The following is a 25,290-nucleotide window of genomic DNA, read 5'->3' as shown; positions in this document are numbered from 1 at the left end:
GAGCGCGCGGGTCTGGGAACCCCGCCACTCGGGCCTTCGTCAGGCGTGCTCGCGTTTCGCGGTCGGTTCCCCGGACAGCCGCCGCGCCGTGGTGACCAGACCGACATGGCTGAACGCCTGCGGGGTGTTGCCGAGCTGGCGGCCCGTGCTCGGGTCGTACTCCTCGGAGACCAGCCCGAGGTCGTTGGCGAGGGTGAGCAGGCGCTCGAACAGCTCGACGGCCTCATCGGTCCGCCCGGTCTCCCAGAGCGCGTCCGCGTACCAGAAGTTGCAGGCCAGGAACGCGCCCTCGGACCCCTCCAGGCCGTCGCCCTCGGACCCCTCGTCCGTGCTGTAGCGCAGCACGAACCCGTCGCGCAGCAGCTCGCGCCCGACCGCGTCCACCGTGCCCACCACGCGCGGGTCGTCCCAGGGCAGGAAGCCGACCTGCGGGATGAGCAGCAGGGCCGCGTCCAGGCCTTGGGACCCGTAGAACTGGGTGAAGGTGCCCCGCTCGGGGTCGAAGCCCCGCTCGCACACCTCGGCGTGGATCTCGTCGCGCAGGGTGCGCCATTCGTCGACCGGACCGTCCAGGCCGTGCTCCTCGACCGCCTTGACCATCCGGTCCACGCCCACCCAGGCCATCACTTTCGAGTGCACGAAGTGCCGCTGCGGCCCGCGCATCTCCCACAGCCCGTTGTCCGGCTCACGCCAGATCTCGCGCAGGTGGTCCAGCAGCGCACGCTGCACCGCCCAGCCCTCGTCGGTGGTCCCCACACCGGCCCGCCGGGCCAGGTGCAGGGCCTCGAGGACCTCGCCCCACACGTCGAGCTGGCGCTGGTCGGACGCCGCGTTGCCGACCCGGACCGGCGCCGACCCCTCGTAGCCGGACAGCCAGCCGAGCTCGGTCTCCGGGATCCGCCGCGCGCCGTCCAGCGCATACATGATCTGCAGGTCCGCGGGGTCGCCGGCGACGGCACGAAGCAACCACGCCCGCCAGGCCCGCGCCTCCTCGACGTAGCCGGTGCCGAGCAGGGCCTGCAGGGTGAACGACGCGTCGCGCAGCCAGGAGAACCGGTAGTCCCAGTTGCGTGCGCCGCCGAGCCGCTCGGGCAGCGACGTGGTGGCCGCGGCGATGATCCCGCCGGTGACGTCGTCGGTCAGTGCCTTGAGCAGGACGAGCGAGCGGCGCACCTGGTCGGCCCAACGCCCCTGGTAGCTGAGCTGGTCGATCCAGCCGTCCCAGAACCGCACCGTGTCGCACAGCGCGTCCTCCGCGTCGACCGGTGCGGGCACCGACGACCAGGACGGGTAGTGCGTGAGCACCATCGGGACGCGCTCACCTTCGCTGACGTCGAAGGTCGCCAGAAGGTCGCCGTCGTCGCGCTCGAGGGGCACCGGCGTCGACAGGACGGTGGCGTCCGGGCCCGCGACAGCGGTCGCCCGCCCGTCCTCGAGGTCGAGCCAGGGCACCACGTGCCCGTAGTCGAACCGCAGGCGCAGCGTCGAGCGCATCGTCACGGTGCCCCGCAGGCCCTCGACGATCCGCACGAGGTCCGCGGCCTCGCCGCGTGGCGGCATGAAGTCGATCACCCGGACCGCACCGACGTCGGTCTCCCAGTCGGTCTCCAGCACCAGCGAGTCACCGCGGTAGCGGCGCGCGGTGCACACCTGCGCACCGGCGGGGGCCAGCCGCCAGCGCCCGGCGGCCTCGTCGTCGAGCAGCGCCGCGAAGCAGGCCGCCGAGTCGAAGCGAGGCAGGCACAGCCAGTCGACGCCACCGTCACGACCGATCAGCGCCGCGGTCTGCAGGTCGCCGATCAGCCCGTAGTCCTCGATCCGTGTCCCCACCACCGGTCCTCCCTGGGCGCGCGGCGCCCGACTCCTCCAGATGCCCCACGTCAGGAGCTTGCCTACAGTCAAAGACACGGGGCGACCGCTCGCACGACGACGGCGCCGCCGCCCGCCGCGGCGCCGCGGCACCCCCACCGTCGACCGACAGGAGGACCAGCCATGCCCGTGATCGTGGTCACCGGAGCCAGCGGCGGAGTGGGCCGGGCCGTCGTACGCGAGCTCGCCGGACCCGGTGTCTCGATCGGTCTGGTCGCGCGCGGGGCGGCGGGCCTCGCCGCGGCGGCGGCCGAGGTCGAGGAGGCCGGCGGGACCGCCCTGGTGCTGCCCACCGACGTGGCCGACGCCGCGCAGGTCGCCTCGGCGGCGGACCGTGCCGAGGCCGAGCTCGGCCCGATCGACACCTGGATCAACGTCGCGTTCTCCAGCGTCTTCGCACCGTTCATGCAGGTCAGCACGGAGGAGTTCGTCCGGGCCACCGAGGTGACCTACCTCGGCTACGTGCACGGGACCCGCGCCGCGCTGGACCGGATGCTGCCGCGCGACCGCGGCACGATCGTCCAGGTCGGCTCGGCGCTGGCCTACCGCGGGATCCCGCTGCAGAGCGCCTACTGCGGCGCCAAGCACGCCATGGTGGGGTTCACCGAGTCGCTGCGCACCGAGCTCATGCACGACGGCAGCAACGTGCGGGTGACCATGGTCCACCTGCCCGCGGTGAACACGCCGCAGTTCAGCTGGGTGCTCTCCCGGCTGCCGCGCCACCCGCAGCCGGTGCCGCCGATCTTCCAGCCGGAGGTCGCCGCCCGCGCGATCGTCGCTGCGGCCGCGAACCCGCGCCGCCGGGAGTACTACGTCGGTTCCTCGACGGTCGCCACGGTGCTCGGCAACAAGGTCGCCGGCGGCCTGCTGGACCGCTACCTCGCCCTGACCGGGTACGACTCGCAGCAGACCGCCGACCCGGTCTCCCCCGACCGCCCGTCGAACCTGTTCGCGCCGGTCGACGACGAGCACGACCTCGGCTCGCACGGCGAGTTCGACGCCCGGGCCACCGACCGCTCCTGGCAGGCGTCGTTCACGAGCTCGCCATGGCTGGTCGCCGGCGCCGTGAACCTGGTCGCGCTCGCCGCTGCCGGTGCCGCGATGGTCTGGGGCGACCGGGACGCGTTCGCGAAGGCGCTGACCTGGCGACGGTGAGCGACGACGCCCTCGCGGGTCGGGTGAGCTAGCCCGCGAGCTCCTCCTGGCGGCTCATCGCCTCGAGTGCGGCGGCGTCGGGCACGTACCCGCGGATGTGCCGCTCGGGCTTGCCGTTGTAGGCGCTGAGCGGGCGGATCAGCGAGTTGTCCGCGAGCTGCTCCTGGATGTGCGCCGTCCAGCCCGCGACCCGGGAGGCGACGAACACCGGGGTGAACACCGAGGTGTCGAACCCGATCAGGTGGTACGCGGGCCCCGACGGGTAGTCGAGGTTCGGGTAGATGCCCTTGCGGGTGACGAACTCCGACTCCAGCGTCGTGTAGAGGTCGGCCAGGTCGGGGCGCTCGAAGTGCGCGACGAGCGTGTCGAGCGCGGCCTTCATCGTCGGGACCCGCGAGTCGCCCCGCTTGTAGACGCGGTGCCCGAAGCCCATCACCTTGCGCTTGTGGGCGAGCGCGTCCTCGAGCCAGGGCACCACCTTGTCCGCCGAGCCGATCTCGTCGAAGGTGCGCATGACCGCCTCGTTCGCGCCGCCGTGCAGCGGACCCTTGAGCGCGCCGATCGCGGCCACGACGGCGCTGTAGTAGTCCGACAGCGTCGAGGTCACCACGCGGGCCGTGAAGGTCGAGGCGTTGAAGGAGTGCTCGGCGTAGAGGGTCATCGACACGTCGAACGCCTTCCGGACGACCTCGGACGGCACCTCGCCGAACGTCATCCAGAGGAAGTTCGCGGCGTAGCCGAGATCGTGCCGCGGCTCGATGCTCGGCAGGCCCCGCCGGTGCCGCTGGATGTGGGCGACCACCGCCGGGAGCTTGGCGAACAGGGTGAGCGCCTTCTCCCGGACCGCCTCGGGGTCGCTGTCCCACGCGTCCGGGTCGTCCGCGCCGAGCACGCTCACCGCGGTCCGCACGACGTCCATCGGGTGCGCGTCGTCGCGCAGCGCGTCGAGCATGCGCACCAGGTCCGGGTCGAGCGCACGCCGGGAACGCTCGCGCCGGACGAAGTCCTTCAGCTGGTCGGGCGTCGGCAGGTCGCCGTGCCACAGGAGGTACACGACCTCCTCGAACGACCGCATCGCGGCGAGCTCCTGCACCGGGTAGCCGCGGTACAGCAGCGAGTTGGTCTCGACGTTGACCTTCGACACGGCGGTGTGGTCCACCGTCACGCCGGCGAGGCCCTTCCTGATCTCGGTGGTGTCGCCCATCGTCACTCCTTCGTGGTGGCGGGAACTTCGTGGTGGCCGGAACGTCGTGGAGGCGGGATCGTTCGCTTCGGCGGTGCCGGAGCGGGTCAGTCCTTGGCGACGGTGAAGGTGAAGACACCGCCGTCGAACCGGCTGTAGCCCTCGTAGTCGAGGAGCTCGTACAGGTCGGCGCGGTGCTGCATCTCGGGCAGCCGGTTGGCCAGGTGCCCGTCCCGCACGAGCGAGTCGAGGCCCCGCTCGGCGGCGCCCATCGCCAGGCGCAGCAGCGAGACGGGCCAGATGACGATGTTGATGCCGACGTCGCGCAGCTGGTCGACGGTGAACAGCTCGGACTTGCCGAACTCCGTCATGTTCGCGAGCACGGGCACGTCGACGGCCCGTCGCACCGCCTCGAACTCGGCCAGCGTGGCCATCGCCTCGGGGAAGATCGCGTCGGCCCCGGCGTCGACCAGCGCCTTGGCCCGGTCGACTGCGGCGTCCAGGCCCTCGACCCCGCGGATGTCGGTGCGCGCCATGACCAGGAAGTCGGGGTCGCGCCTCGCCTCGACCGCCGCGCGCACCCGGCGCAGTGCGGTCTCCCGGTCCACCACCTCCTTGCCGTCCAGGTGACCGCACCGCTTCGGGTTCACCTGGTCCTCGATGTGCATCCCGGCCACGCCGGCGTCCTCGAGCTCCTGGACGGTGCGGGCGACGTTCATCGGCTCGCCGAAGCCGGTGTCCGCGTCGACGAGCGCGGGGAGCTCGGTGGTGCGGGCGATCTGCTTGGCCCGGCCGGCGACCTCGGTGAGCGTCGTCAGGCCGATGTCGGGCAGGCCGAGGTCCGCGGAGAGCACGGCGCCGGAGACGTAGACGCCGTCGAACCCCTTCTGCTCGATGAGCCGGGCGGACAGCGGGTTGAAGGCACCCGGCACCCGGAGCAGCTCACCGGTCGCGAGCCTGGCGCGAAAGGCACGGCGCTTGTCCGCCGGCGTCGAGGTGGCGTAGAGCATCCCGATCCCCTCCTAGAGAAGTCCGGCCGGTGCCGGAGCCGCAGCCCGCGACGCGGGGTCGACCGTGAACGACAGCTGCCCGAGCTGGTCGGACGTGAGCTCGGGCAGGCGCTGCGCGACGTCGAGGAACCGGTCGATCTCGGTCTCGGGGACGACGCCCTCGGCGAGCCGGCGGAACTTCGCCACGTAGTCCGCTCGCGCGAACGGACGGGCGCCCAGCGGATGCGCGTCGGCGACCGCGATCTCGTCCCGGAACACCGTCCCGTCGGTGAAGGTCACCTCGATCGACCCGCCGAACGCCTTCTCCGCCGGGTCGTTCGAGTGGTACCTCCGGGTCCACTCGGGGTCCTCGGTCGTAGAGATCCGCTGCCACAGGGCCACGGTGTCCGGCCGCGAGGCACGCTCGGGCCGGTAGGACGCCTCGTGGTCGAAGACGCCGTCCTGCACCGCGACCGCGACGATGTACGGCAGCGAGTGGTCGAGCGTCTCGCGGGACGCGCCCGGGTCGTACTTCTCCGGGTCGGCCGAGCCGGAGCCGATCACGTAGTGGGTGTGGTGGGAGGTCGCGAGCACGATGCGCTCGACGCGTTCGGGGTCGGCCACCTCCGGGTGCTCGCGGTGCAGCCGGCGCGCCAGGTCGATCCACGCCTGCGACTGGTACTCCGCCGAGTGCTCCTTCGTGTACGAGTCGAGGATCGCCCGCTTCGGCTCGCCGGGCTCCGGCAGCCGGACCTCGTAGCGCGCGTCGAAGCCGCCGAGCAGCCAGGCGATGACACCGTCCTCGCCCTCGTAGATCGGGGTGGGCGAGGTCTGCCCGCGCATCGCGCGGTCGACGGCCTCGACCGCGAGCTTGCCGGCCAGGGCAGGTGCGTAGGCCTTCCACGAGGAGATCTCGCCCTTGCGCGACTGCCGGGTCGCCGTGGTCGTGTGCAGCGCCTGGCCGACCGCCTGGAAGATCGTCCCGGGATCGAGCGAGAGGAGCGCGCCGATCCCCGCTGCCGCGCTCGGGCCGAGGTGCGCGACGTGGTCGATCTTGTGCTCGTGCAGGCTGATCGCCTTGACCAGGTCGATCTGGATCTCGTAGCCGGCGACGATGCCGCGGAGCAGGTCCCGGCCGGTGAGGCCACGAGCCGCCGCGTGCTGCGCGACCGCGACGACCGGCGGGATGTTGTCCCCGGGGTGGGAGTACTCGGCCGCGAGGAAGGTGTCGTGGTAGTCCAGCTCCCGCACCGCGACGCCGTTCGCCCAGGCTGCCCACTCCGCGCTCACCCGGGTCGTCAGCGGCTCGCCGACGACGCACGCACCGGCACCCCCCGACGAGGGTGGGTGGGCCAGAGCCTGGGCGCGCGCGGCGGACGGGGCACCCCGCGAGTAGGACGCCGCCGCCACGGCCGCGTTGTCGATCACCCGGTTGACCACCATGTCGGCGACGTCCGCCGCCACCTCGACGGGGTCGGCGGCGACCTCGGCGATCCGCCAGGCCAGCTGCTCCTTGGTCGGCAGCGCCTCGGCGGATCGGTGGGCGCGGACGGTGTAGGCCTTCACGGGCGGTACTCCCTCGAGGTCGGGCGGTCGGGCGGGGCGCAGTGGCCGGGCGGGGCGGAGCGGACGGGCGAGGTCGCGCGGCCCGGCCGGGCGGGGTGGCCCGGCGAGGGCGGGCGGCCGGAGGGGGCCGAGCGGCCGGGACGGGCTCGGATCGTGGTGCGGAGCCGGGCGATCATCGGCCGCTCACCGCCCCGAACCGGCTCGCGACCGGCGCGACGAGGATCGGCCGGACGGCGACGAGTGCCCCGGCGATCACGGCGAGCGCCACGAGGAAGAGCACCGAGCCCACCCAGCTCACGTCGTCCCGCGCGGCGAACATGTGGTCGAGGTTCCGGCGCGCCCCGGTCGCGAACGCCATCGCCACGTGCGAGGCGATGAACGCGACGAAGTAGAGCATCACCGGGACGTGGATGCGCCGGGCCAAGGCGATCGGGTAGACCCGGTCCCATCGCGGTCCGCCGCGCCAGAAGATGCTCATCCGCACGCCGGTCGCGATCGCCAGCGGCGCCGCGACGAACACCGTCACCGTGTAGGACAGCTGCTGCAGGCTGTTGTAGTAGACCCACCCGTCCTCGACCGGCCAGTCCAGCGACAGGTACTGCAGCGCGGTGGACACCGCGTTCGGGAACGCGGTCCAGCTGGTCGGCACGGTCCGCATCCACTGGCCGGTCGCGACGAGCAGCACCACGTAGGTGACCCCGTTCGTGACCCACAGCACGTCGAGCGCCTGGTGCGTCCAGGCGACCAGGCTGATCCGGGTGCGCGGCTCGGAGCGCTTGGCCCAGTACGCCTCCGGTCGCGCCTGGCGACGCACCTGCAGCCCGGTGCGCAGGATCATCGAGATCAGGAACACGTTGAAGAAGTGCTGCCAGGACAACCACACCGGGATGCCGACCGGCGCGCCCTCGGGCGGCGGGTACGAACCCGGGTAGGCGGCGAGGAAGTCCTGCACCGGCGCGAACTGCACGAGCAGGCGCGCGACCAGCACGGCCACCGCACCGGCGAGGACGAGTGCGCCGGTCCAGACGGCCGCCCGGCGCACGCCGGCACGCCGCTGCGTGAGCTCGGCGCTCGCGGGTCGTGATCGGCCGCGCCCGCGAGGAGCGGACCCGTCGGCGACCTCGGCCACGGATCCGGCGACACCGACCACGGCCGCGGCGCCACGGTCCATCACGAGGTCGGGCTCGGCTCGGCCGGCGGCGCCGAGAGCCGAGGCCGGCGGCCGCGCGGGTGCGGACGCGACGACGACCTCGCCCGCGGGTGGCCAGGGCTCACCGCCGACCACGCGGGGCAACCCTCGGCGCAGCGGGACCGCCGTCAGCGCGGCCGGCTCCACCGCCGGTGCAGCCGCGGCCCGGTCCGCACCCGACGGCGCGACGCGAGGAAGGCCACGGCGGCGCGCCTGGCCCAGGACCGGGACGGGCTCGTCCCGGACGGCCACGCCGCCGACCCCGGTGCCGCCGACCCCGATGCCGTCCGCCCCGATGCCCTCCGCCCCGATGCCGTCGGGCTCGATGCCGTTGGCCTCGACGCCGACCGCCACCCCGCCGGGAGCCCTCGGCGGCCAGGCCGGCCCGCCCGGGCGACGCGGCAGCCCCTGCCGCACCGTCACGGTCATGACCGCCGCCGTTCGCCGAGCGCCGAGATCAGCTGCGGCACCACGGTGAACACGTCGCCGACGACCCCGAAGTCCGCGATCGAGAACAGCGGGGCGTCCGCATCCTTGTTGACCACCACGATCGTCTTCGCCGTCTGCATCCCGGCACGGTGCTGGATCGCGCCGGAGATGCCGAGCGCGACGTACAGCTGCGGCGACACCGACACCCCGGTCTGCCCCACCTGGCAGGACGCCGGGACGTAGCCCGCGTCGACCGCCGCACGCGAGGCGCCCACCGCGGCGCCGAGGGCGTCCGCGAGCTGCTCGACCAGCACGAACTGCTCGGCCGATCCGAGCCCGCGCCCGCCGGACACGACCTTGGCCGCCCCGCGCAGCTCGGGCCGCTCCGTGGCCACCTCGACCGGTTCGACCCACCGGACCGTGACCGCCGGGAGACCGGACGGGCGCACCTGGATCTCCTCGACCTGCGCGTCGGGCACCGCGGGCGCGCGGCCGTCGATCGCGCCGGGGCGAACGGTGACGACCGGCGCGCCGAACGTGGCCGCGGAGTCGACGAGGTACGCCCCGCCGTAGGCCGAGTGGTGCACGACGACGCCCTCGTCGTCACGCGAGACGCCCACCGCGTCGACCGCGAGCGCCGAGCGGGACCGGGCGGCGTAGCGGGCCGCGACCTCCCGCCCCTCCACCGAGTGCGAGGCCAGGACGGCGGCCGGCCGCACGAGCTCGGCGGCCGCCGCGAGCGCGTCGACGGACGACACCGCGTACGCCCCGCCCTCGGCGGGCGCGACGAGCACCCGGCCGGCACCGAGGGCGGCCGCCACGTCGGTCTGCGCCGAGGCGCCGGAGCCGACGATCAGCAGGACCGGTGTGCCGATCGACGCGGCGGCCGCGAGCAGGCCGGCGGTGGAGGACGCCAGCGCGCCGTCCGGGGCGCGGTCGGCGAGGACCAGGATCGTCTCGTGGGTCATCTCGGTCTCCCTCACGCCAGCCGGTTCTCGACCAGGAAGTCGGCGAGCCGAGCACCGGCGTCGCCCGAGTCGACGATCTTGACGCCCGCGGTCCGCGGCGGCCGCTCGCGGACGGCGATCATGATCGACCTCGCGGCGTCGGTGGCGTCGGGGTCCACGTCGAGGTCGTCGAGCGCCATGGCGTCGAGCGGCTTCTTCTTCGCCGCCATGATCCCCTTGAAGCTGGGCAGCCGCGCGTCGGGGAGCGCCTCGGTGATCGAGATGACCGCCGGAAGCGGCGCCTCGATCCGGAGCGCGGCGCCCTCGGTCACCCGGGTGCCCGTGACCGCGGCCTCGGTGAGCTCGACCTCGCTGAGCGACGTGGCGCACGGCACCGCGAGGAGCTCCGCCATGGCCGCCGGCACCGCTCCCCCGGACCCGTCGGTGGACGCGTTGCCGGCGACGAGCAGGTCGAAGCCCAGGTGCCTGGCCGCGGCGGCGAGCACCTGTGCGGTCAGCACGACGTCAGCACCCACCAGCCGTTCGTCGGTGACCTGCACCGCCGCCGAGGCGCCCATCGCGAGCGCCTTGCGCAGGCTGGCCTGCGCGAGTTCGGGGGCCATGGCCAGGACGACGACCTCGGTACCGGTGTGGGCATCGGCGTGGGCGAGCGCGACCTCGAGGGCGCGCTCGCCGATCTCGTCCAGGACCGCGTCCTCGGCGTTCCGGTCGGCGAGCCCGGTCTCGAGCGACAGCGCGCGGCTCTTGTAGGTGTCCGGGACCACCTTCACCAGGACGAGGATCTTCATCGGCTTCCCTTCGCCAGGCGCGCCAGCGCCGCGTGCGCGGCGTCGGCGAGCTGTGGGACGCCGGCCACGAGGGACGGCGCGAACGTGTCGCCAGGTCGCTGGCCGTCGAGCCAGCGGGTGAGCATCGCCTCGCAGAAGATCGCGGACTTCCACAGGGCGAGCGCCTCGTACCAGGGCAGGACCGACAGGTCGGCGCCGGTCCGCTCGGCGTAGTGGTCCGCGATGTCCTGCCGGGTGGGGAAGCCCGGTGCCGCGGTGACCGGTGTGAGGTCCATCGGGGTGCGTGGGATGTCCGCCTGGCTGTACGTGGCGACCAGGTAGCCCAGGTCGGCCAGGGGATCGCCGAGCGTCGCCATCTCCCAGTCGAGGATCGCCGCGACGCGGTCGGGGGCGTCGAGCATGAGGTTGCCCAGGCGGTAGTCGCCGTGCACGACGCTCGACCGCCCCTGCGTCGGGATCGTCGCGGCGAGCCGTGCACCCACCTCGTCGACCAGCGGCACGGACCGCCGCGTGTTCATCGGCCACAGCTCGGCGAACCTGCGCACCTGCCGCTCGAGGTAGCCGACCGGCCGGCCGAGCCGGGCGACGTCGCCGTCGAGCGGCACGGCGTGCAGCGCGGCCAGTGCGTCGACGGCGGAGCGCACCATCGCGGACCTCGCGGCCGGGCCGTCGAAGCCCGCCGGGAGGCGGTCGGTGACCACGTGACCCTCGACGAAGGCCATCAGGTAGAAGGGCACGCCCAGCGCCGAGGTGTCCTCGCAGACGGCCAGGACGCGCGGGGCCGGCACCCCTGCCGCGGTGACCGCCGTCACGACCCGGGCCTCGCGGAGCATGTCGTGCGCCGAGGGCGGGTAGGGCGGGCGCGGGCCGCGTCGCAGCACGAGGCGCTCGCCACCGCGACGCAGCTCGTAGGTGACGTTCGCCTGCCCGTCGCCGATCCGGCGCCACGCGAGCTCGCCGCGCGGCACGCCGATCGTGTCGAGGAAGCCCTCGAGCGGCTCCAGCACGAGCAGCGGGGACTGCGTGGCCCGCGCGGCGGCGTCGGCGTCCCGCACGACCTCGAGGTCGTCGGGGGTGGAGACGAGCACGCTCATCGGCGTGCCTCCGGGGTGTCGAGGACCGCCTCGCCCGCGTCGACCTCACGGCCGCGGCGCGCGACGGCGCGGCGTGCGATCGCCCACCGATGGGTCTCGCTGGACCCGTCGTAGACCCGGAACGGGCGCACCTCGTTGAGGAACGCGACGAGCGGGAGCTCGAGGGTCACCCCGTCCCCGCCGCACAGCTGCACGGCCCGGTCCACGACACGTCCGACCGCCTCCGAGCAGTGCACCTTGGCGATCGACGACGCGGTCGCGCCGGCGCGGGGGTCCCGCGCGAGCAGCCGCGCGGCCCGGTCGATCACCGCGGAGCACGTGGTGAGGTCGATCTCCGAGTCGGCGATCAGACCCTGGGCCAGGCCGAGGTCGGCGAGCCGCGAGCCGAACAGCTCGCGCTGCCGCACCCGGTCGAGCGCGGTGTCCTGCGCCCGGCGGGCCAGGCCGAGCCAGCGCATGCAGTGGGTCAGCCGGGCCGGGCCGAGCCGGACCTGGGCGTGCCGGAACCCCTCGCCCGGCGCGCCGAGCACGTCGTCGTCGCTCACCCGGCAGCCGGCGAACCGCACGTGCGGGTGGCCGCCCGTGATCGCGGTCTCGAGCGTGTGGATCGGGTGGCCGACCTCGACGCCGGGCGCGGCCATCGGCACCAGGAACAGGGTCGCGGCGTCGTCGCCCAGCTCGGGCGTCCGGGCCATCACGATCGCGAAGTCGGCCTCGTCGGCACCCGAGATGAAGCGCTTCTCGCCGTCCAGGACCCAGCCGCCGGGAACGCGCCGGGCGACCGTCGCGAGCGCGGCCGGGTCGGAGCCGGCGCCGGGGTGCGGTTCGGTCATCGCGAAGCACGAGCGCACCTCGCCCGCGGCGAGCGGCGCCAGGTACCGCTCCTGCTGCCGCTCGTCGGCGATCGTCTCGAGCAGCAGCATGTTCCCCTCGTCGGGGGCCATGCAGTTGAGCGCGGCGGCGCCGATCGGCGAGTACCCGGCCTCCTGGAAGACCGCGGACCACTCGGTCAGCGGCAGCCCCAGCCCACCGAGCCGGACCGGGACGTGCGGCGCGAACACGCCCGCCTCGCGCGCGCGCCGCTGGAGGTCGCGACGGCTCGCCGGGTCGAGCGCGGTCCCCGTGCGGGGCTCGGCCGGAAGGACGACGTCGCGGATGAACCGCCGGGTGCGGGCGACGACCTCGTCGGTGGTGAGGCCGCGCTCCCGGGCGCTCACGCTGTGCCCCCCGCCGCGAGCAGCCCGCCGTCGAGGCCGAGCACCTGCCCGGTGATCCACCCGGCCTCGTCGGAGCAGAGGAACCCGGCCGCGTCGGCGACGTCCTCGGGCGTGCCGAGCCGGCCGAGCGGGTAGCGCGCGGCGACCTCGTCCTCGCGGCCCTCGTAGAGCGCGCGGGCGAACTGGGTCCGGACGACCGCGGGCGCGAGCGCGTTCACCCGGATCCTCGGGCCGAGCTCGGCGGCCAGGGTCACTGTCAGGTGGGACACGGCGGCCTTGCTCACGCCGTACCAGCCGATGCCCGGCGACGGGACCGAGGCCGTGACCGACGACATGGTCAGCACCGCGGCACCGGCGCGCGTGCCGAGACCCGCGGCGCACGCCTGCTGCACCCAGCCCAGCGTGCCCAGGACGTTGACCTCGAGCACCTTGCGCGCGGCGTCGAGGTCGAGCCCGTCGAGCGGTCCGTACACCGGGTTGATGCCGGCGTTGCACACCAGGATGTCGAGCCCCCCGAACTCGCGGACGGCCGTCGCGACGGCCTCACGTCGGTGCTCGGCGTCCTGGGCGCGACCTGCGACGACGCGGACGCGGTCGGCCGGAAGCGACTGCGCGGCGGCGGCGAGGCCGTCCGCGGACCGCGCGGTCAGGACGACGGACGCGCCGTCCGCGGCGAGGCGCCCGGCGATCGCATGCCCGATGCCTCGGCTGGCGCCGGTGACGACGGCCACCCGCCCGGTCAGCCGCCCGGGGGCGCCGCCGCGTCGCGAGGTTCCCGCACCCATGCCACGCTCCTTTGCGTGATCACTTAATGCCTGTTAAACGCTTCGGCGAGCAGGTCGTCCGATCCAGCGGCAGACTTGTGCTCGCCATCGCAGTTTCTAATATGGTATAAAAACTCGCAACTCGAGATCAAGGGCGATCGGAGACGGGATGAGCGACATCGTCGGGCCTCGCGACCTCTACGAGGAGGAGCACGAGCAGTTCCGCGACATGGTGCGGGCGTTCGTGGAGCAGCACGCGCGCCCGAACGCCGACCGGTGGGACGAGGAAGGCAAGGTCGACCGCTGGCTCTTCACCAAGGCCGCAGAGGCCGGGATCCTCGGGTTCGGCATCCCGGACAAGTACGGCGGCGGAGGGTCCGAGGACATCCGGTTCAACGCCGTCATGGGCGAGGAGCTCGCCCGCAACCCCGTGTCCTCCGGCATGGCCGGCATCGCGCTGTCGAACGACATCGTGATCCCGTACTTCACCGACCTGACCGACGACGAGCAGAAGCTGCGCTGGCTGCCCGGCATCGCGGCCGGCGAGCAGATCGTGGCCGTCGCCATGTCGGAACCCGGCACGGGCAGCGACCTCGCCGGGATCCGCACGGCGGCCGTGCGTGACGGGGACGACTACGTCGTCGACGGGTCCAAGATCTTCATCTCCAACGGGCAGAACGCCGACCTGGTCGTCACCGCCGTGCGCACCGGCGAGGACCCGCACCGCGGCCTCAGCCTGCTTGTCATCCCGACCGACTCCCCCGGGTTCTCCCGCGGGCGCAAGCTCGACAAGATCGGGCTGCACGCGCAGGACACCAGCGAGCTCGCGTTCACCGGCGTCCGCGTCCCGGTCGCCAACCGGCTCGGCGACGAGGGCAGCGGGTTCGCCGGCCTGATGCGCAACCTCCCGCAGGAGCGCATCTCGATCGCGGCCGCGGCCGTCGCCTCCGCCGAAGGCGTCCTCGAACGGACGCTCGCCTACGTCAAGCAGCGCTTCGCGTTCGGCAAACCGATCGGCTCGTTCCAGAACACCCGCTTCGAGCTCGCCGAGATGGTCACCGCGGTCCGGGCGAGCCGCGCCTGGATCGACGCCCTGCTCGCCCGGCACAACGACGGCCGGCTCACCCCGGAGGACGCCGCCGCCGCGAAGTTCCACACCACCGAGCAGTACGTCGACGTCGTCGGCCGCTGCCTGCAGCTGCACGGCGGCTACGGCTACATGCGCGAGTACCGGATCGCGCGGGACTACGAGGACGCCCGCATCACCACCATCTACGGGGGCACGACCGAGATCATGAAGGAGATCGTCGGCCGGGGCCTCGGACTGTGAGGACCGACATGACCGAGGCATTCATCTACGACGCGGTCCGCACCCCGCGGGGCAAGAACCGGGACGGCTCGCTGCACGGCATCAAGCCGGTCGACCTCGTGGTCGGGCTGATCCACGCGATCCAGGAGCGCAACCCCACCTTGGACGCGTCGCTGATCGACGACATCGTGCTCGGCGTCGTGTCGCCGGTCGGCGAGCAGGGCGGGGACATCGCGCGCACCGCGGCACTCGTCGCCGGCCTGCCGGAGACCGTCGCGGGTGTGCAGCTCAACCGCTTCTGCGCGTCCGGCCTGGAGGCGGTCAACACGGCCGCGCAGAAGGTGGCGAGCGGGTTCGAGAGCCTCGTCCTGGCCGGTGGCGTCGAGTCGATGTCCCGCGTGCCGATCGGCTCGGACGGCGGGGCCTACGTGCAGGACCCGACCACGAACTACGACCTGCACTTCATCCCCCAGGGCGTCAGCGCGGACCTGATCGCCACGCTCGAGGGGTTCAGCCGCGAGGACGTCGACGCGTACGCGGTCGAGTCGCAGCGGCGCGCGGACGAGGCCTGGCGCGAGGGGCGGTTCGCGAGATCCGTCGTGCCGGTGCGCGACCTCAACGGCGTGACGGTCCTGGACCACGACGAGCACCGCCGGCCGGGCTCCACGGTCGAGTCCCTCGGAACGCTCCGACCGGCCTTCGCCGCGATGGGCGCCGAGGCCGGCTACGACGCGGTCGCGCTGCAGAAGTACCACAAGGTCGAGGCGATCGAGCACGTGCACACCGCCGCGAACTCCTCGGGCATCGTCGACGGCGCGGCGCTGATGCTCGTCGGCAGCCGCGAGATCGGCGAGCGACTCGGCCTGACGCCGCGCGCCCGCATCGTGTCGGCCGCCGTGACCGGCTCCGAGCCGACCATCATGCTCACCGGCCCGGCCCCCGCGACGCGCAAGGCGCTCGCCAAGGCGGGCCTGGAGATCGACGACGTCGACCTCTTCGAGCTGAACGAGGCCTTCGCGTCCGTCGTGATGCGCTGGGAGCGCGAGCTGGGCGTCCCGCACGACAAGGTCAACGTCAACGGCGGCGCGATCGCCCTCGGCCACCCGCTCGGCGCCACCGGGGCGATGATCCTCGGCACCCTGCTCGACGAGCTCGAGCGCCGCGACCTCCGGCGCGGCCTGGCCACCCTCTGCGTCGGCGCGGGCATGGGCGTCGCCACCGTCATCGAGCGCGTCTAGCGAAGGAGCAGGACATGAGCCTCACCGAGGACCGGACCGACGTGTCCCCCACCTACGCCTGGGAGCAGGACTCCGACGGCGTCGTCACCGTCACCATGGACGACCCGGACAGCGGGGCCAACACGATGAACGCGCACTTCGTCGGCGCGCTCGAGGCGACCGTCGACCGCCTCGAGGCCGAGCGCGACCGGGTCACCGGCGTGATCCTCGCCTCGGCGAAGAAGAGCTGGTTCGCCGGCGGCGACCTGACCCTGCTGCGCGCGGCCGACCCCGCGAGGTCCGCCGAGGAGACCGCGCACATCGAGCACGTGAAGTCGCTGCTGCGACGGCTGGAGAAGCTCGGCCGGCCGGTCGTCGCCGCACTCGACGGCACGGCTCTGGGCGGCGGCCTCGAGGTCGCGCTCGCGACCCACCACCGGATCGCCGCGTCCGACGTGCCGAAGGCGCGGTTCGGGCTGCCCGAGGTGTCGCTCGGCCTGCTGCCCGGCGGCGGTGGCGTGACCCGCACGGTGCGGATGCTGGGCCTGCAGAAGGCCCTCGCCGACGTGATCCTGCCCGCGACCAAGTTCACCGCGGAGGGCGCGCTCGCCGCGGGGCTCGTCGACGAGCTGGCGCCGGCCGCCGAGATCCGCGCCCGGGCCAAGGCCTGGATCGCGCAGAACCCCGAGCCGGTGAAGCCCTGGGACGTCGCCGGCTTCCGGCTCCCGGGCGGCTCCCCCGCCTCGCCCTCGGTCGCGACCATGCTCGCCGCGATGCCGGCGCTGCTGCGCAAGCAGCTCAAGGGCGCACCGATGCCTGCGCCGCGCGCCGCCATGGCCGCCGCGGTCGAAGGCGCGTACGTCGACTTCGACACCGCCTCGACCGTCGAGACCCGGTACCTCGTGCAGCTGACCCACACCCAGGTCGCCAAGAACATGATCAAGGCGTTCTTCTTCGACCTGCAGACGATCAACGCGGGCGCGAACCGGCCGATCGGCTACCCGCCGCACCAGGTGCGCAAGCTCGGCGTGATCGGCGCGGGCATGATGGGCGCGGCGATCGCCTACGTGGCCGCGCGCAGCGGCATCGACGTGGTCCTCAAGGACGTGTCCACCGACGCCGCCGAGCAGGGCAAGGACTACGCGCGCCGCCTCGAGCAGAAGGCGCTCACGCGGGGCACCACCACGCCCGAGCGCAGCGCCGAGCTGCTCGACCGGATCACCACCACGGGTGAAGCCGCCGGCTTCGCCGGGGTCGACTTCGTGATCGAGGCCGTCTTCGAGTCCGTCCCGGTCAAGCAGGCGGTCTTCCAGGAGGTCCAGGACGTCGTCGAGCCCGACGCCGTGCTCGGCTCCAACACCTCGACGTTGCCGATCTCGCTGCTCGCCGAAGGGGTCGACCGGGTCGAGGACTTCATCGGCATCCACTTCTTCTCCCCGGTCGACAAGATGCCGCTGGTCGAGATCGTCCGCGGCCGGCGGACCAGCGACGCGGTGCTCGCCAAGGTCTTCGACTTCGTCCTGCAGATCCGCAAGACCCCGATCGTCGTGAACGACGCTCGCGGCTTCTTCACCTCGCGGGTGATCGGCCGGTTCATCGACGAGGCGGTGGCCGCGGTCGGCGAGGGCGTGGAGCCGGCGACCGTCGAGCAGGCGGCGCTCCAGGCCGGTTACCCGGCGGGGGCGCTGCAGCTCCTCGACGAGCTCACCCTGTCGCTGACCCAGAAGATCCGCCGGGAGACCCGCGCGGCCGAGGAGGCCGAGGGCGGGACCTGGGTGGAGCACCCCGCCGCGGCCGTCGTCGACTGGATGGTCGACGACCAGGGCCGCCCCGGGCGCAAGGCCGGCAAGGGCTTCTACGACTACGACGAGACGGGTCGTCGGGTCGGGATCTGGCCCGGCCTGCGCGAGCGGTACGGGTCCGGGCGCACCGAGCTACCGATGAAGGACCTGCAGGAGCGGATGCTCTTCGCCGAGGCGCTCGACACGATCGACTGCCTGGACGGCGGCGTGCTCACCTCTGTCGCCGACGCGAACATCGGCTCGATCTTCGGCATCGGCTTCCCCGCGTGGACCGGTGGCGTGCTGCAGTACGTGAACCAGTACGAGGGCGGGCTGGACGGGTTCATCGCCCGTGCCGACGAGCTCGCCGACGCCTACGGCGAGCGCTTCCGACCCCCCGCGTCGCTCGTCGCGCGGGCGGCCTCCGGCGAGATCTACGAGTAGCCGGCGGTCGCCCCGTGCTCACGACGCGATTCACCGAGACGTTCGGCATCGATCACCCGATCGTGCAGGGCGGCATGATGTGGGTCGGCCGGGCCGAGCTCGCCGCGGCGGTGTCCGAGGCCGGCGGGCTCGGCATCATCACGGCCCTGACCCAGCCCACCCCGGCGGACCTGGTCAAGGAGATCGAGCGGGCCCGGTCGATGACGGACAAGCCGTTCGGGGTGAACCTGACGATCCTGCCGTCGATCAACCCGCCGCCGTACGACGAGTACCGACGGGCGATCGTCGACGCGGGTGTCACGATCGTCGAGACGGCCGGCTCCAACCCCGAGCCGCACATGGACCTGTTCCGCGAGCACGGCGTGCGGGTGATCCACAAGTGCACGAGCGTCCGGCACGCGCTCAAGGCCGAGCGGGTCGGCGTGACGGCGGTGTCGATCGACGGCTTCGAGTGCGCCGGGCACCCCGGTGAGGACGACGTGCCCGGTCTGGTGCTGATCCCGGCCGCGGCGGACCGGCTGACGATCCCGTTCATCGCGTCCGGCGGCTTCGCGGACGGGCGTGGGCTCGCGGCCGCGCTCGCGCTCGGCGCGGACGGCATCAACATGGGCTCGCGCTTCATGTGCACCCAGGAGTCCCCGATCTCCGAGGCTGTGAAGCGGCGGATCGTCGAGGCGTCAGAGCTCGACACCAACCTGATCTTCCGCTCGCTGCGCAACACGGCGCGGGTCGCCAAGAACGCGGTGAGCGACGAGGTGGTCGGGATCCTCGAGCGCGGCGGCCGGTTCGAGGACGTCCGCTCCCTGGTCTCGGGCGCTCGCGGGCGGCGGGTGTTCGAGGAGGGCGACCTCGACGCGGGCATCTGGACCGTGGGGCTCGTGCAGGGCCTGATCCACGACGTCCCCCCGGCGGGCGAGGTGGTGCGTCGGATCGTCGACGACGCCGAGGAGATCCTGCGGACGCGGCTGGAGCTGTTCAGCCGACCCCGGCTCCATGTCTGACCATGTCCTGCGCGGTCGCGACCAGCTCGTCGAGCGACCGGGTGCGCGGGTTCCACCACTCGACGACCCAGTTCATCGCGCCGAGGAGCAGGAGGCGGAACACGTTGATGTCGAGGTCCGCACGGACCTCGCCGGCCTGCTGCGCGGCGACGAACAGGTCGCGCCACAGCCGGCTGTACAGCGCCTCCTCGGCGGCCGGCCGGACGCGCAGCTGCTCGGGGACGTGGCCGGCGTTGCGGATCGAGGCGGTCGCGTAGTCGGACAGCTGGAGCTCGTAGCGCAGGTGCGCGTCGACCGCGACCATCAGCCGGTCCATGTGCGACGCGTCCTCGGGCAGCGCGGCGAGCACCTCTTCCACGTGCAGGCGCACCCGGTTGGCGCCGACCCACATGACCTCTTCGACGAGCTCGTCTCGGGAGGCGAAGTAGTAGTAGATCGCCGGGGCCTGCACGCGGGCCACGGCGGCGACGTCGACCAGGCGCGTCCCGGCGTACCCCTTGCGCGAGAGCACCTCCGCCGCGGCGTCGAGGATGCGCTGGCGGGTGAGGGCCGACTTCGGCGTCGGGCTGGTCGACTCGGTCGCGGTCGTGTTCATCGCGACCATTCTAACCCGGATTAGATTCCCTGTTGCGAAGCCCGACACGTCGACATACGATGTGACTCGCCATTAACTTATCTGCTCGACGAGGAGTAGGAGACGCGGCAATGGCCCTCCTGGACGAGACCCCGCACGCGATGCAGGTCACCACGCGCAACCCCGGGGACGGATCCACCGTCGCCACCTACCCGCTCGGCGATCGGGCCGCCGTGGACGCCGCCGTCGAGCGCGCCCGCGCCGGCGCAACCTGGTGGCGCGAGCAGGGCTTCCGCGGCCGCCGCGACCACCTGGTCCGGTTCAAGGCCGCGATCGCGACCAACGCCCAGGAGCTCGCCGAGGTCATCTCGGCCGAGACCGGCAAGCCCGGGAGCGACGCGCTGATCGAGATCATGCTGACGCTCGGGCACCTGGACTGGGCGGCGAAGAACGCCAAGCGGGTGCTGCGGCGGCAGAAGGTCAAGGCCGGCCTGATGAACTTCAACCAGCGCGCCACCGTCGGCTACGAGCCGTACGGCGTGATCGGCGTGATCGGCCCGTGGAACTACCCGCTGTACACCCCGATGGGCTCGATCTCCTACGCGCTCGCCGCGGGCAACGCGGTGGTCTTCAAGCCCAGCGAGCTCACCCCGGGCCCGGCCGTCTGGCTCGCCGAGCAGTGGGCCCGCACCGTGGGCCACGACGTGCTCGTCACCGTGACCGGCGACGGGTCGACCGGGTCCGCGCTCGCCGCGTCGAGGGTGAACAAGATCGCGTTCACCGGCTCGACGGCGACCGCGAAGAAGGTCATGGCGACGGCGTCGCAGCGACTCACGCCGATCGTCGCCGAGTGCGGCGGCAAGGACGCCGTGCTCGTCGCGGCCGACGCCGACCTCGACGTCGCGGCCGACTTCATCGTCCTGGGCGGCATGGGCAACGCCGGACAGACCTGCGCCGGGGTCGAGCGGGTCTACGTCGTCGACTCGGTCCGCGACGAGCTGGTGCGGCGCGTGGTCGAGCGTGCGTCGCGGCTGCGGGCCGGCGGACCGGACGCGCACTACGGTCCGATGACCCTCGCCGCCCAGACCGACGTCGTGCGACGCCACGTCGAGGACGCGCTCAGGTCCGGCACCGCGGTGCTCGGCGGTCCGGAGAGCATCGGGGGCCGGACGATCGCGCCGATCGTCATCACGGACGTCGACGAGATGTCGGACGCGATGCAGTGCGAGACGTTCGGGCCGCTCGTGGTCGTCAACCGGGTCACGTCACTCGACGAGGCCGTGCGACGCGCGAACGCCACGCCGTACGGGCTCGCCGCGGCGGTGTTCACCCGCAGCCGGGCCACGGCCGACCGGGCCGCAGCGGCGCTGCACACCGGCGCCGTCTCGATCAACTCCGTGCTCGGCTTCGCGTCGGTCGGCGCGCTGCCGTTCGGCGGCGTGAAGGAGTCGGGCTTCGGCCGGATCCACGGCGCCGACGGGCTGCGCGAGTTCAGCACCGCGAAGTCGGTGGCACGCCAGACGCGCAAGGCGATGGTCGACCTGTCGATGGAGCGCACCGACAAGGACGTGCACATGGTGGCCAGGATGATCCCGATGCTGCACGGCCGGTCGAAGGGCTCGCACCAGTAGGGACCACGCTTCCCGCAGGTCACCGCCCGGGCGGCGGTCGGCACGAGCCGGCGGGCGTCCGGGCACTGCGCTACACGCCGAGGACCGCCTCGAGCATCGGCGCGATCCACGCCTTGGCCACCGGCGCCGGCTGGTGCCGCAGCGCGACGCTCACGTCGGCGACGACGTTGAAGCCCGCGTGCACCAGGAACCGCACCTCGCGCGCCTCGAGCTCCGGGCGGACCCGACCGAGCAGCTCGACCCAGTCGTCGACGTGCGCGCGCTGCAGGCGTCGCAGCCCGCGCTGGTCCTCGACGTCCAGCGCGCCGACGTCGGCGACGTACACGCCCATCAGGTCCCGGTCGTCCACCGCGAAGTCGATGTAGGCGGACTCGAGGATCCGTAGCGCCTCGCGCCCGTCGTCCCTGCTCAGCGCCTCGTCGGCGGCCTGGTCGAGCGTAGACGCGGCGCGCACGCAGGCCGTGCGCAGGATCTCGGACTTACCGCTGAAGTGGCGGTACACGCCGGACGGCGTGAGCCCCACGGCGGTCGCGATGTCCTCGATCGTCACCTCGTGGTACCCGCGCTCGGCGAACAGCTCCACGCCCGCCTGGGCGAGCTGCTCGCGGCGCCGACGGGGCCGGACGGCGTGCTCGTACGGAGCGTCCACCGCGACCGGCCCCGGCACCACGGTCCCCATCAGGACCCGCACCGAGGCGTCCCGGAGCAGCGCGCGCAGCGGGGCGGCCGGCATCGCCGTCCGGTGCGTCGTGATGCTCGCGATCACGCTGAGGGCGCCGAGCGCCGCGCGGTCGAGCGTCTCGGCGTCGAGGTCCGGTCGCAGGACGCCGGTCGGCCGCGCGACGCGACGGCGCAGCGCCGCGAACTCGGCGCCGAGCGCGTGACGGTCCACGGGGTGCAGGTAGCGGCTCTCCCAGCGGTAGATGCCGCCGGAGCCGCGCAGCGCGATCGTCCCGCCGGCGATCGCGTCGAGCACCGCGTCGAGGTTCGCCCGAGCGGACTCCGCGGTCGGCCCCGGGTCGTCCTCGACGGTCGCGACGGCGTCGGCCAACCGCGCCGCGAGGCCCAGCGCCACCTCGCGGAACAGGTCGTACTTGTTGTCGAAGTGCCGGTAGAGCGCTGCCGCGGAGATCCCGACGGCGTCGGCGACGTCCTGCATCGCGACGCGGTGGTAGCCGTGCTCCGAGAACGCCGCGGCGGCGGCCGCCTCGATCGCCTGACGGCGGTCGCGGGGACGTCGCCGGACCGGCGCCGCTGCCGTCGTCTCGCTCACCGACTCACACTAACGGGGGCGGCAGATCGCGACAATCGCTAGCCATGTGATGTGAATCATGAGTAACATGCGATACACCGGTCCTGGCCGATGAAAACCGGAACCGGCGAGAATCAGCTGCCGGCGGCGTGAGGCAACGGCGCCCGCGCCGCGACGACTCGATGTACGAAGAGGTGCATGCGATGAGCGAGTCCCCGTCCGTCATCCCCGCGGCCGTCCGTCGCAACCACTGGATGAACCAGGTGCTCGGCCACGCGGCGATGCGGCCCGACGCGACCGCGTTCCGGTTCCGCGGCGAGGACACGACGTGGCGCGACGTCGCCGAGCACATGGACGCCCTGGCCGCAGCCCTCCAGCGGCGCGGCGTCGGCTTCGGCGACCGCGTGCTGCTGCTCACGCTCAACCACCCGCTCGTGGTCGAGACCGTGTTCGCGATCAACCGGCTCGGAGCCATCGCGGTGCCGGTGAACTTCCGGCTCTCCCCCGCCGAGTGCGCCTACATCATCGACGACGCCGACGCCGACGTGATCGTCGTCGACCAGCCGCTCGCCCCGCTCGTCGCGGCGGCGAGCCAGATCACCGACCGGCTGAGCAGGGTGATCGTGATCGGCGACGCCGGCGAGGGCCAGGAGAGCGTCGCCGACCTGCTGTCCGAGCCGGTCGGCGACTTCGAGGCGCCGGACGTGCCCGAGGACACCACCTGCCTGATCATGTACACCTCGGGCACCACGGGCCGTCCCAAGGGCGCGATGCTCGACCACGCGAACATGACCGCCCAGGCGCTCACCGTGCTCCGGGTGAACAACATCGTCGACGAGAAGGACGTCTCGTTCCTCACGGCGCCGCTGTTCCACATCGCCGGACTCGGGTCGATCGGGGCGAACTTCGTCGTCGGCATCCCGACCGTCCTGCACCCGCTCGGCGCCTTCGACCCCGTCGAGATCATCGACGCGTGGGAGCGCGAGCGCGCCACGATCGTGTTCAACGTGCCCCAGCAGTGGCAGGCGATCTGCGCCGTGCCCGGCATCCGCGAGCGCGACCTCGCCCTGCGCGTGATCAGCTGGGGCGCCGCCCCCGCGTCCGACACGCTGCTGCGGACCATGGCCGAGACGTTCCCCGACACGCTCATGGTCACCGTCTTCGGACAGACCGAGCTGTCGCCGATCACGTGCGCACTGCGCGGCGAGGACGCGCTGGCCAAGCTGGGCTCGGTCGGCCGCCCGCTGCCCACCGTCCAGTACCGGATCGTCGACCCCGAGCTCCACGACGTCGCTCCCGGCGAGGTGGGCGAGATCGTCTACCGGGGCCCGAACCTGATGAAGGGCTACTGGCGCAAGCCGGCCGAGACCGCCCTCGCGTTCGAGGGCGGCTGGTTCCACTCCGGCGACCTGGTGCGCAAGGACGCGGACGGCTTCGTGTGGGTCGTGGACCGGCTCAAGGACATGGTCATCTCGGGCGGCGAGAACGTGTACTGCGCGGAGGTCGAGAACGCGCTGATGTCCCACCCGTCGATCCTGGACGCGGCGGTCTACGCGCGCCCGGACGAGCGGTGGGGCGAGGTGCCGGTCGCGTCGCTCGTCCTGCGCCCGGGCGAGTCCGTCGAGCTCGCCGACCTGCAGACCTGGCTGGGCGACAAGCTCGCACGCTACAAGCAGCCCAAGGCCGTCACGGTCGTCGAGGCACTCCCCCGGAACGCCGCCGGCAAGGTCGACAAGGTCGCGCTGCGCGCCGCCGACCGGGTCTCCGTACCGCTCGCCTCGTAGTGGGCTGCGACCGGCGGACCGTGACGACCCCCGACGGGAGGGCCCCGTGGCGCGACTGACCATCCCGGTGAGCCTGCGCTGGTCGGACCTGGACCCGAACGGGCACGTGAACAACGTCGCGTACCTCACGATCCTCGAGGACGTCCGCATCCGTGGGCTCCACCCGATCATCGGGACCCTCGCGGACGAGCGGGGCGCGCTCCGCAGCGCGGGCCGCCCACCGGTCGTGGTCGCTCGGCACGAGATCGAGTACCTCCGGCAGATGCCGTGGTCACCGCGCCCCGTGCAGGTCGACCTGTGGGTGTCGCGGCTCGGGACCTCGAGCATCGACGTGTGCCACCAGCTCCGCTCGCCCGCGGGCGAGGACGAGGTCGTGTACGCGCGGGTCGTCTCGACGCTGGTCTACCTCGACCCCGCGACCCAGCGGCCCCGCCGCCTCACCGCAGCCGAGCGGGACGCCTTCGCAGCGGTCCTCGACGAACCGGTCGCGATGCGGCACGCCGAGCAACCGACCCTCGAGGACGCCCTCCTGGAGACCTGAGTCGTCGGTCCGTCCGGGCCGCCTTACGGTGGATCGATGGCTCGGACAGACCTACCACGACAGACCGACCTCGACCGCGGCCCGTCCGACCTCCGTCTGCGCCGCCGCCTCGCGCTCGGGGCGGCGCTCGGCGCCGTCCTGGCGACGTACCTCACGCTCGTGCAGGTCGGCGTCGCACCGGCGTGGGACCCCGTCTTCGGCACCACCGACGAGGTGCTGCACTCCTGGGTGTCGCAGCTCTTCCCGGTGCCGGACGCCCTGCTCGGCGCGGTGCTCTACACCGCCGAGGCCGTCCTCGCGCTGGTCGGCGGGCCGCAGCGATGGCGCACGGCGCCGTGGCTCGTGCTCACGTTCGAGGCGCTCCTGGTGGCGACCGCGGGTGCCGGGCTCGCGCTCACCGCGGTGCAGGCGTTCGTGCTGCACGCGTTCTGCCTGCTGTGCCTGGTGCAGGCCGGGATCGGGGTGACCCTGCTCGCGGCCTCCCGGTTGCGCGAGGCCCGAGCCGCCCTCGCGCACCTGCGCGCCCGAGGTGACTAGCCTGCTGG

Annotated in this window: 21 protein-coding genes; 9 read left to right on the top strand and 12 right to left on the bottom strand. The window is 73.1% G+C overall.

Features of this window, described 5'->3' with window-relative positions; all coding sequences use genetic code 11:
- Window positions 1–39 precede the first annotated feature (39 nt).
- Window positions 40–1,830, bottom strand: coding sequence for a glycoside hydrolase family 15 protein (locus tag OEB99_RS18155; protein WP_263578708.1), 1,791 nt, complete (start codon window positions 1,828–1,830; stop codon window positions 40–42).
- A gap of 162 nt (window positions 1,831–1,992) precedes the next feature.
- Between OEB99_RS18155 and OEB99_RS18150 the strand changes: the two genes are divergently transcribed.
- Window positions 1,993–3,024 carry an SDR family oxidoreductase gene (locus OEB99_RS18150; protein ID WP_263578707.1) on the top strand — a complete coding sequence of 344 codons (1,032 nt, stop codon included), beginning with the start codon at window positions 1,993–1,995 and terminating at the stop codon, window positions 3,022–3,024.
- A 28-nt stretch (window positions 3,025–3,052) separates the two neighbouring features.
- Here the strand turns inward: OEB99_RS18150 and OEB99_RS18145 are convergent, their stop codons facing one another.
- The 9 genes from OEB99_RS18145 to OEB99_RS18105 form a co-directional block, all read right to left on the bottom strand.
- Window positions 3,053–4,228, bottom strand: a complete 1,176-nt coding sequence (locus OEB99_RS18145; RefSeq protein WP_263578706.1) for a bifunctional 2-methylcitrate synthase/citrate synthase — start codon at window positions 4,226–4,228, stop codon at window positions 3,053–3,055.
- A gap of 86 nt (window positions 4,229–4,314) precedes the next feature.
- Window positions 4,315–5,217, bottom strand: a complete 903-nt coding sequence (gene prpB, locus OEB99_RS18140; protein WP_263578705.1) for a methylisocitrate lyase — start codon at window positions 5,215–5,217, stop codon at window positions 4,315–4,317.
- 12 nt (window positions 5,218–5,229) lie between these two features.
- A complete protein-coding gene (locus OEB99_RS18135; protein WP_263578704.1) occupies window positions 5,230–6,762 on the bottom strand; it encodes an MmgE/PrpD family protein in 1,533 nt (510 codons plus the stop codon).
- 172 nt (window positions 6,763–6,934) lie between these two features.
- On the bottom strand, window positions 6,935–8,380 hold the full coding sequence (locus tag OEB99_RS18130) for a cytochrome b/b6 domain-containing protein (protein ID WP_263578703.1): 1,446 nt from the start codon (window positions 8,378–8,380) through the stop codon (window positions 6,935–6,937).
- Window positions 8,377–9,348 carry an electron transfer flavoprotein subunit alpha/FixB family protein gene (locus OEB99_RS18125; RefSeq protein ID WP_263578702.1) on the bottom strand — a complete coding sequence of 324 codons (972 nt, stop codon included), beginning with the start codon at window positions 9,346–9,348 and terminating at the stop codon, window positions 8,377–8,379. The genes OEB99_RS18130 and OEB99_RS18125 overlap by 4 nt, the downstream gene beginning before the upstream one ends.
- 11 nt (window positions 9,349–9,359) lie before the next feature.
- A complete protein-coding gene (locus OEB99_RS18120; RefSeq protein ID WP_263578701.1) occupies window positions 9,360–10,136 on the bottom strand; it encodes an electron transfer flavoprotein subunit beta/FixA family protein in 777 nt (258 codons plus the stop codon).
- Window positions 10,133–11,230: a phosphotransferase family protein gene (locus tag OEB99_RS18115; protein ID WP_263578700.1), complete on the bottom strand. Its 1,098-nt coding sequence runs from the start codon at window positions 11,228–11,230 to the stop codon at window positions 10,133–10,135. The genes OEB99_RS18120 and OEB99_RS18115 overlap by 4 nt, the downstream gene beginning before the upstream one ends.
- A complete protein-coding gene (locus OEB99_RS18110) occupies window positions 11,227–12,447 on the bottom strand; it encodes an acyl-CoA dehydrogenase family protein (RefSeq protein ID WP_263578699.1) in 1,221 nt (406 codons plus the stop codon). Before OEB99_RS18110 ends, OEB99_RS18115 begins: the two co-directional genes overlap by 4 nt.
- Window positions 12,444–13,232, bottom strand: a complete 789-nt coding sequence (locus tag OEB99_RS18105; RefSeq protein WP_263578698.1) for an SDR family oxidoreductase — start codon at window positions 13,230–13,232, stop codon at window positions 12,444–12,446. The genes OEB99_RS18110 and OEB99_RS18105 overlap by 4 nt, the downstream gene beginning before the upstream one ends.
- Before the next feature lie 148 nt (window positions 13,233–13,380).
- Between OEB99_RS18105 and OEB99_RS18100 the strand changes: the two genes are divergently transcribed.
- The 4 genes from OEB99_RS18100 to OEB99_RS18085 are packed head-to-tail and all read left to right on the top strand — an operon-like array spanning window position 13,381 to window position 18,963.
- Window positions 13,381–14,541 (top strand): acyl-CoA dehydrogenase family protein, encoded by a 1,161-nt coding sequence (locus tag OEB99_RS18100; protein ID WP_263578697.1) that lies wholly within the window; start codon window positions 13,381–13,383, stop codon window positions 14,539–14,541.
- A gap of 8 nt (window positions 14,542–14,549) precedes the next feature.
- Window positions 14,550–15,758 carry an acetyl-CoA C-acetyltransferase gene (locus OEB99_RS18095; RefSeq protein WP_263578696.1) on the top strand — a complete coding sequence of 403 codons (1,209 nt, stop codon included), beginning with the start codon at window positions 14,550–14,552 and terminating at the stop codon, window positions 15,756–15,758.
- 14 nt (window positions 15,759–15,772) lie between these two features.
- Window positions 15,773–17,962: a 3-hydroxyacyl-CoA dehydrogenase NAD-binding domain-containing protein gene (locus tag OEB99_RS18090; RefSeq protein ID WP_263578695.1), complete on the top strand. Its 2,190-nt coding sequence runs from the start codon at window positions 15,773–15,775 to the stop codon at window positions 17,960–17,962.
- A 14-nt stretch (window positions 17,963–17,976) separates the two neighbouring features.
- A complete protein-coding gene (locus OEB99_RS18085) occupies window positions 17,977–18,963 on the top strand; it encodes an NAD(P)H-dependent flavin oxidoreductase (RefSeq protein WP_263578694.1) in 987 nt (328 codons plus the stop codon).
- Here OEB99_RS18085 and OEB99_RS18080 read toward each other — a convergent pair.
- Entirely contained in the window at window positions 18,938–19,558 is a 621-nt protein-coding gene (locus OEB99_RS18080) for a TetR/AcrR family transcriptional regulator (RefSeq protein WP_263578693.1), read from the bottom strand. The two genes, OEB99_RS18085 and OEB99_RS18080, sit on opposite strands and share 26 nt — an antisense overlap.
- Before the next feature lie 110 nt (window positions 19,559–19,668).
- Between OEB99_RS18080 and OEB99_RS18075 the strand changes: the two genes are divergently transcribed.
- The gene (locus OEB99_RS18075; protein ID WP_263578692.1) at window positions 19,669–21,168 is read left to right on the top strand and encodes an aldehyde dehydrogenase family protein; all 1,500 of its coding nucleotides are present in this window, start codon (window positions 19,669–19,671) and stop codon (window positions 21,166–21,168) included.
- Window positions 21,169–21,238: 70 nt separating this feature from the next.
- Here OEB99_RS18075 and OEB99_RS18070 read toward each other — a convergent pair whose 3' ends face one another.
- On the bottom strand, window positions 21,239–22,441 hold the full coding sequence (locus OEB99_RS18070; RefSeq protein ID WP_263578691.1) for a TetR/AcrR family transcriptional regulator: 1,203 nt from the start codon (window positions 22,439–22,441) through the stop codon (window positions 21,239–21,241).
- A 182-nt stretch (window positions 22,442–22,623) separates the two neighbouring features.
- Between OEB99_RS18070 and OEB99_RS18065 the strand changes: the two genes are divergently transcribed.
- From OEB99_RS18065 to OEB99_RS18055, 3 genes are read left to right on the top strand one after another with little or no spacing between them, the layout of a single operon-like run.
- Entirely contained in the window at window positions 22,624–24,204 is a 1,581-nt protein-coding gene (locus tag OEB99_RS18065) for a long-chain-fatty-acid--CoA ligase (RefSeq protein WP_263578690.1), read from the top strand.
- A 46-nt stretch (window positions 24,205–24,250) separates the two neighbouring features.
- Window positions 24,251–24,745, top strand: a complete 495-nt coding sequence (locus tag OEB99_RS18060) for an acyl-CoA thioesterase (protein ID WP_263578689.1) — start codon at window positions 24,251–24,253, stop codon at window positions 24,743–24,745.
- 36 nt (window positions 24,746–24,781) lie between these two features.
- Window positions 24,782–25,282, top strand: coding sequence for a vitamin K epoxide reductase family protein (locus OEB99_RS18055; protein WP_263578688.1), 501 nt, complete (start codon window positions 24,782–24,784; stop codon window positions 25,280–25,282).
- Window positions 25,283–25,290: the final 8 nt, after the last annotated feature.

This window comes from Actinotalea endophytica (genome assembly GCF_025717005.1).
Classification (GTDB): Bacteria; Actinomycetota; Actinomycetes; order Actinomycetales; family Cellulomonadaceae; genus Actinotalea.
This window is presented reverse-complemented; position numbering and strand designations above follow the sequence as displayed.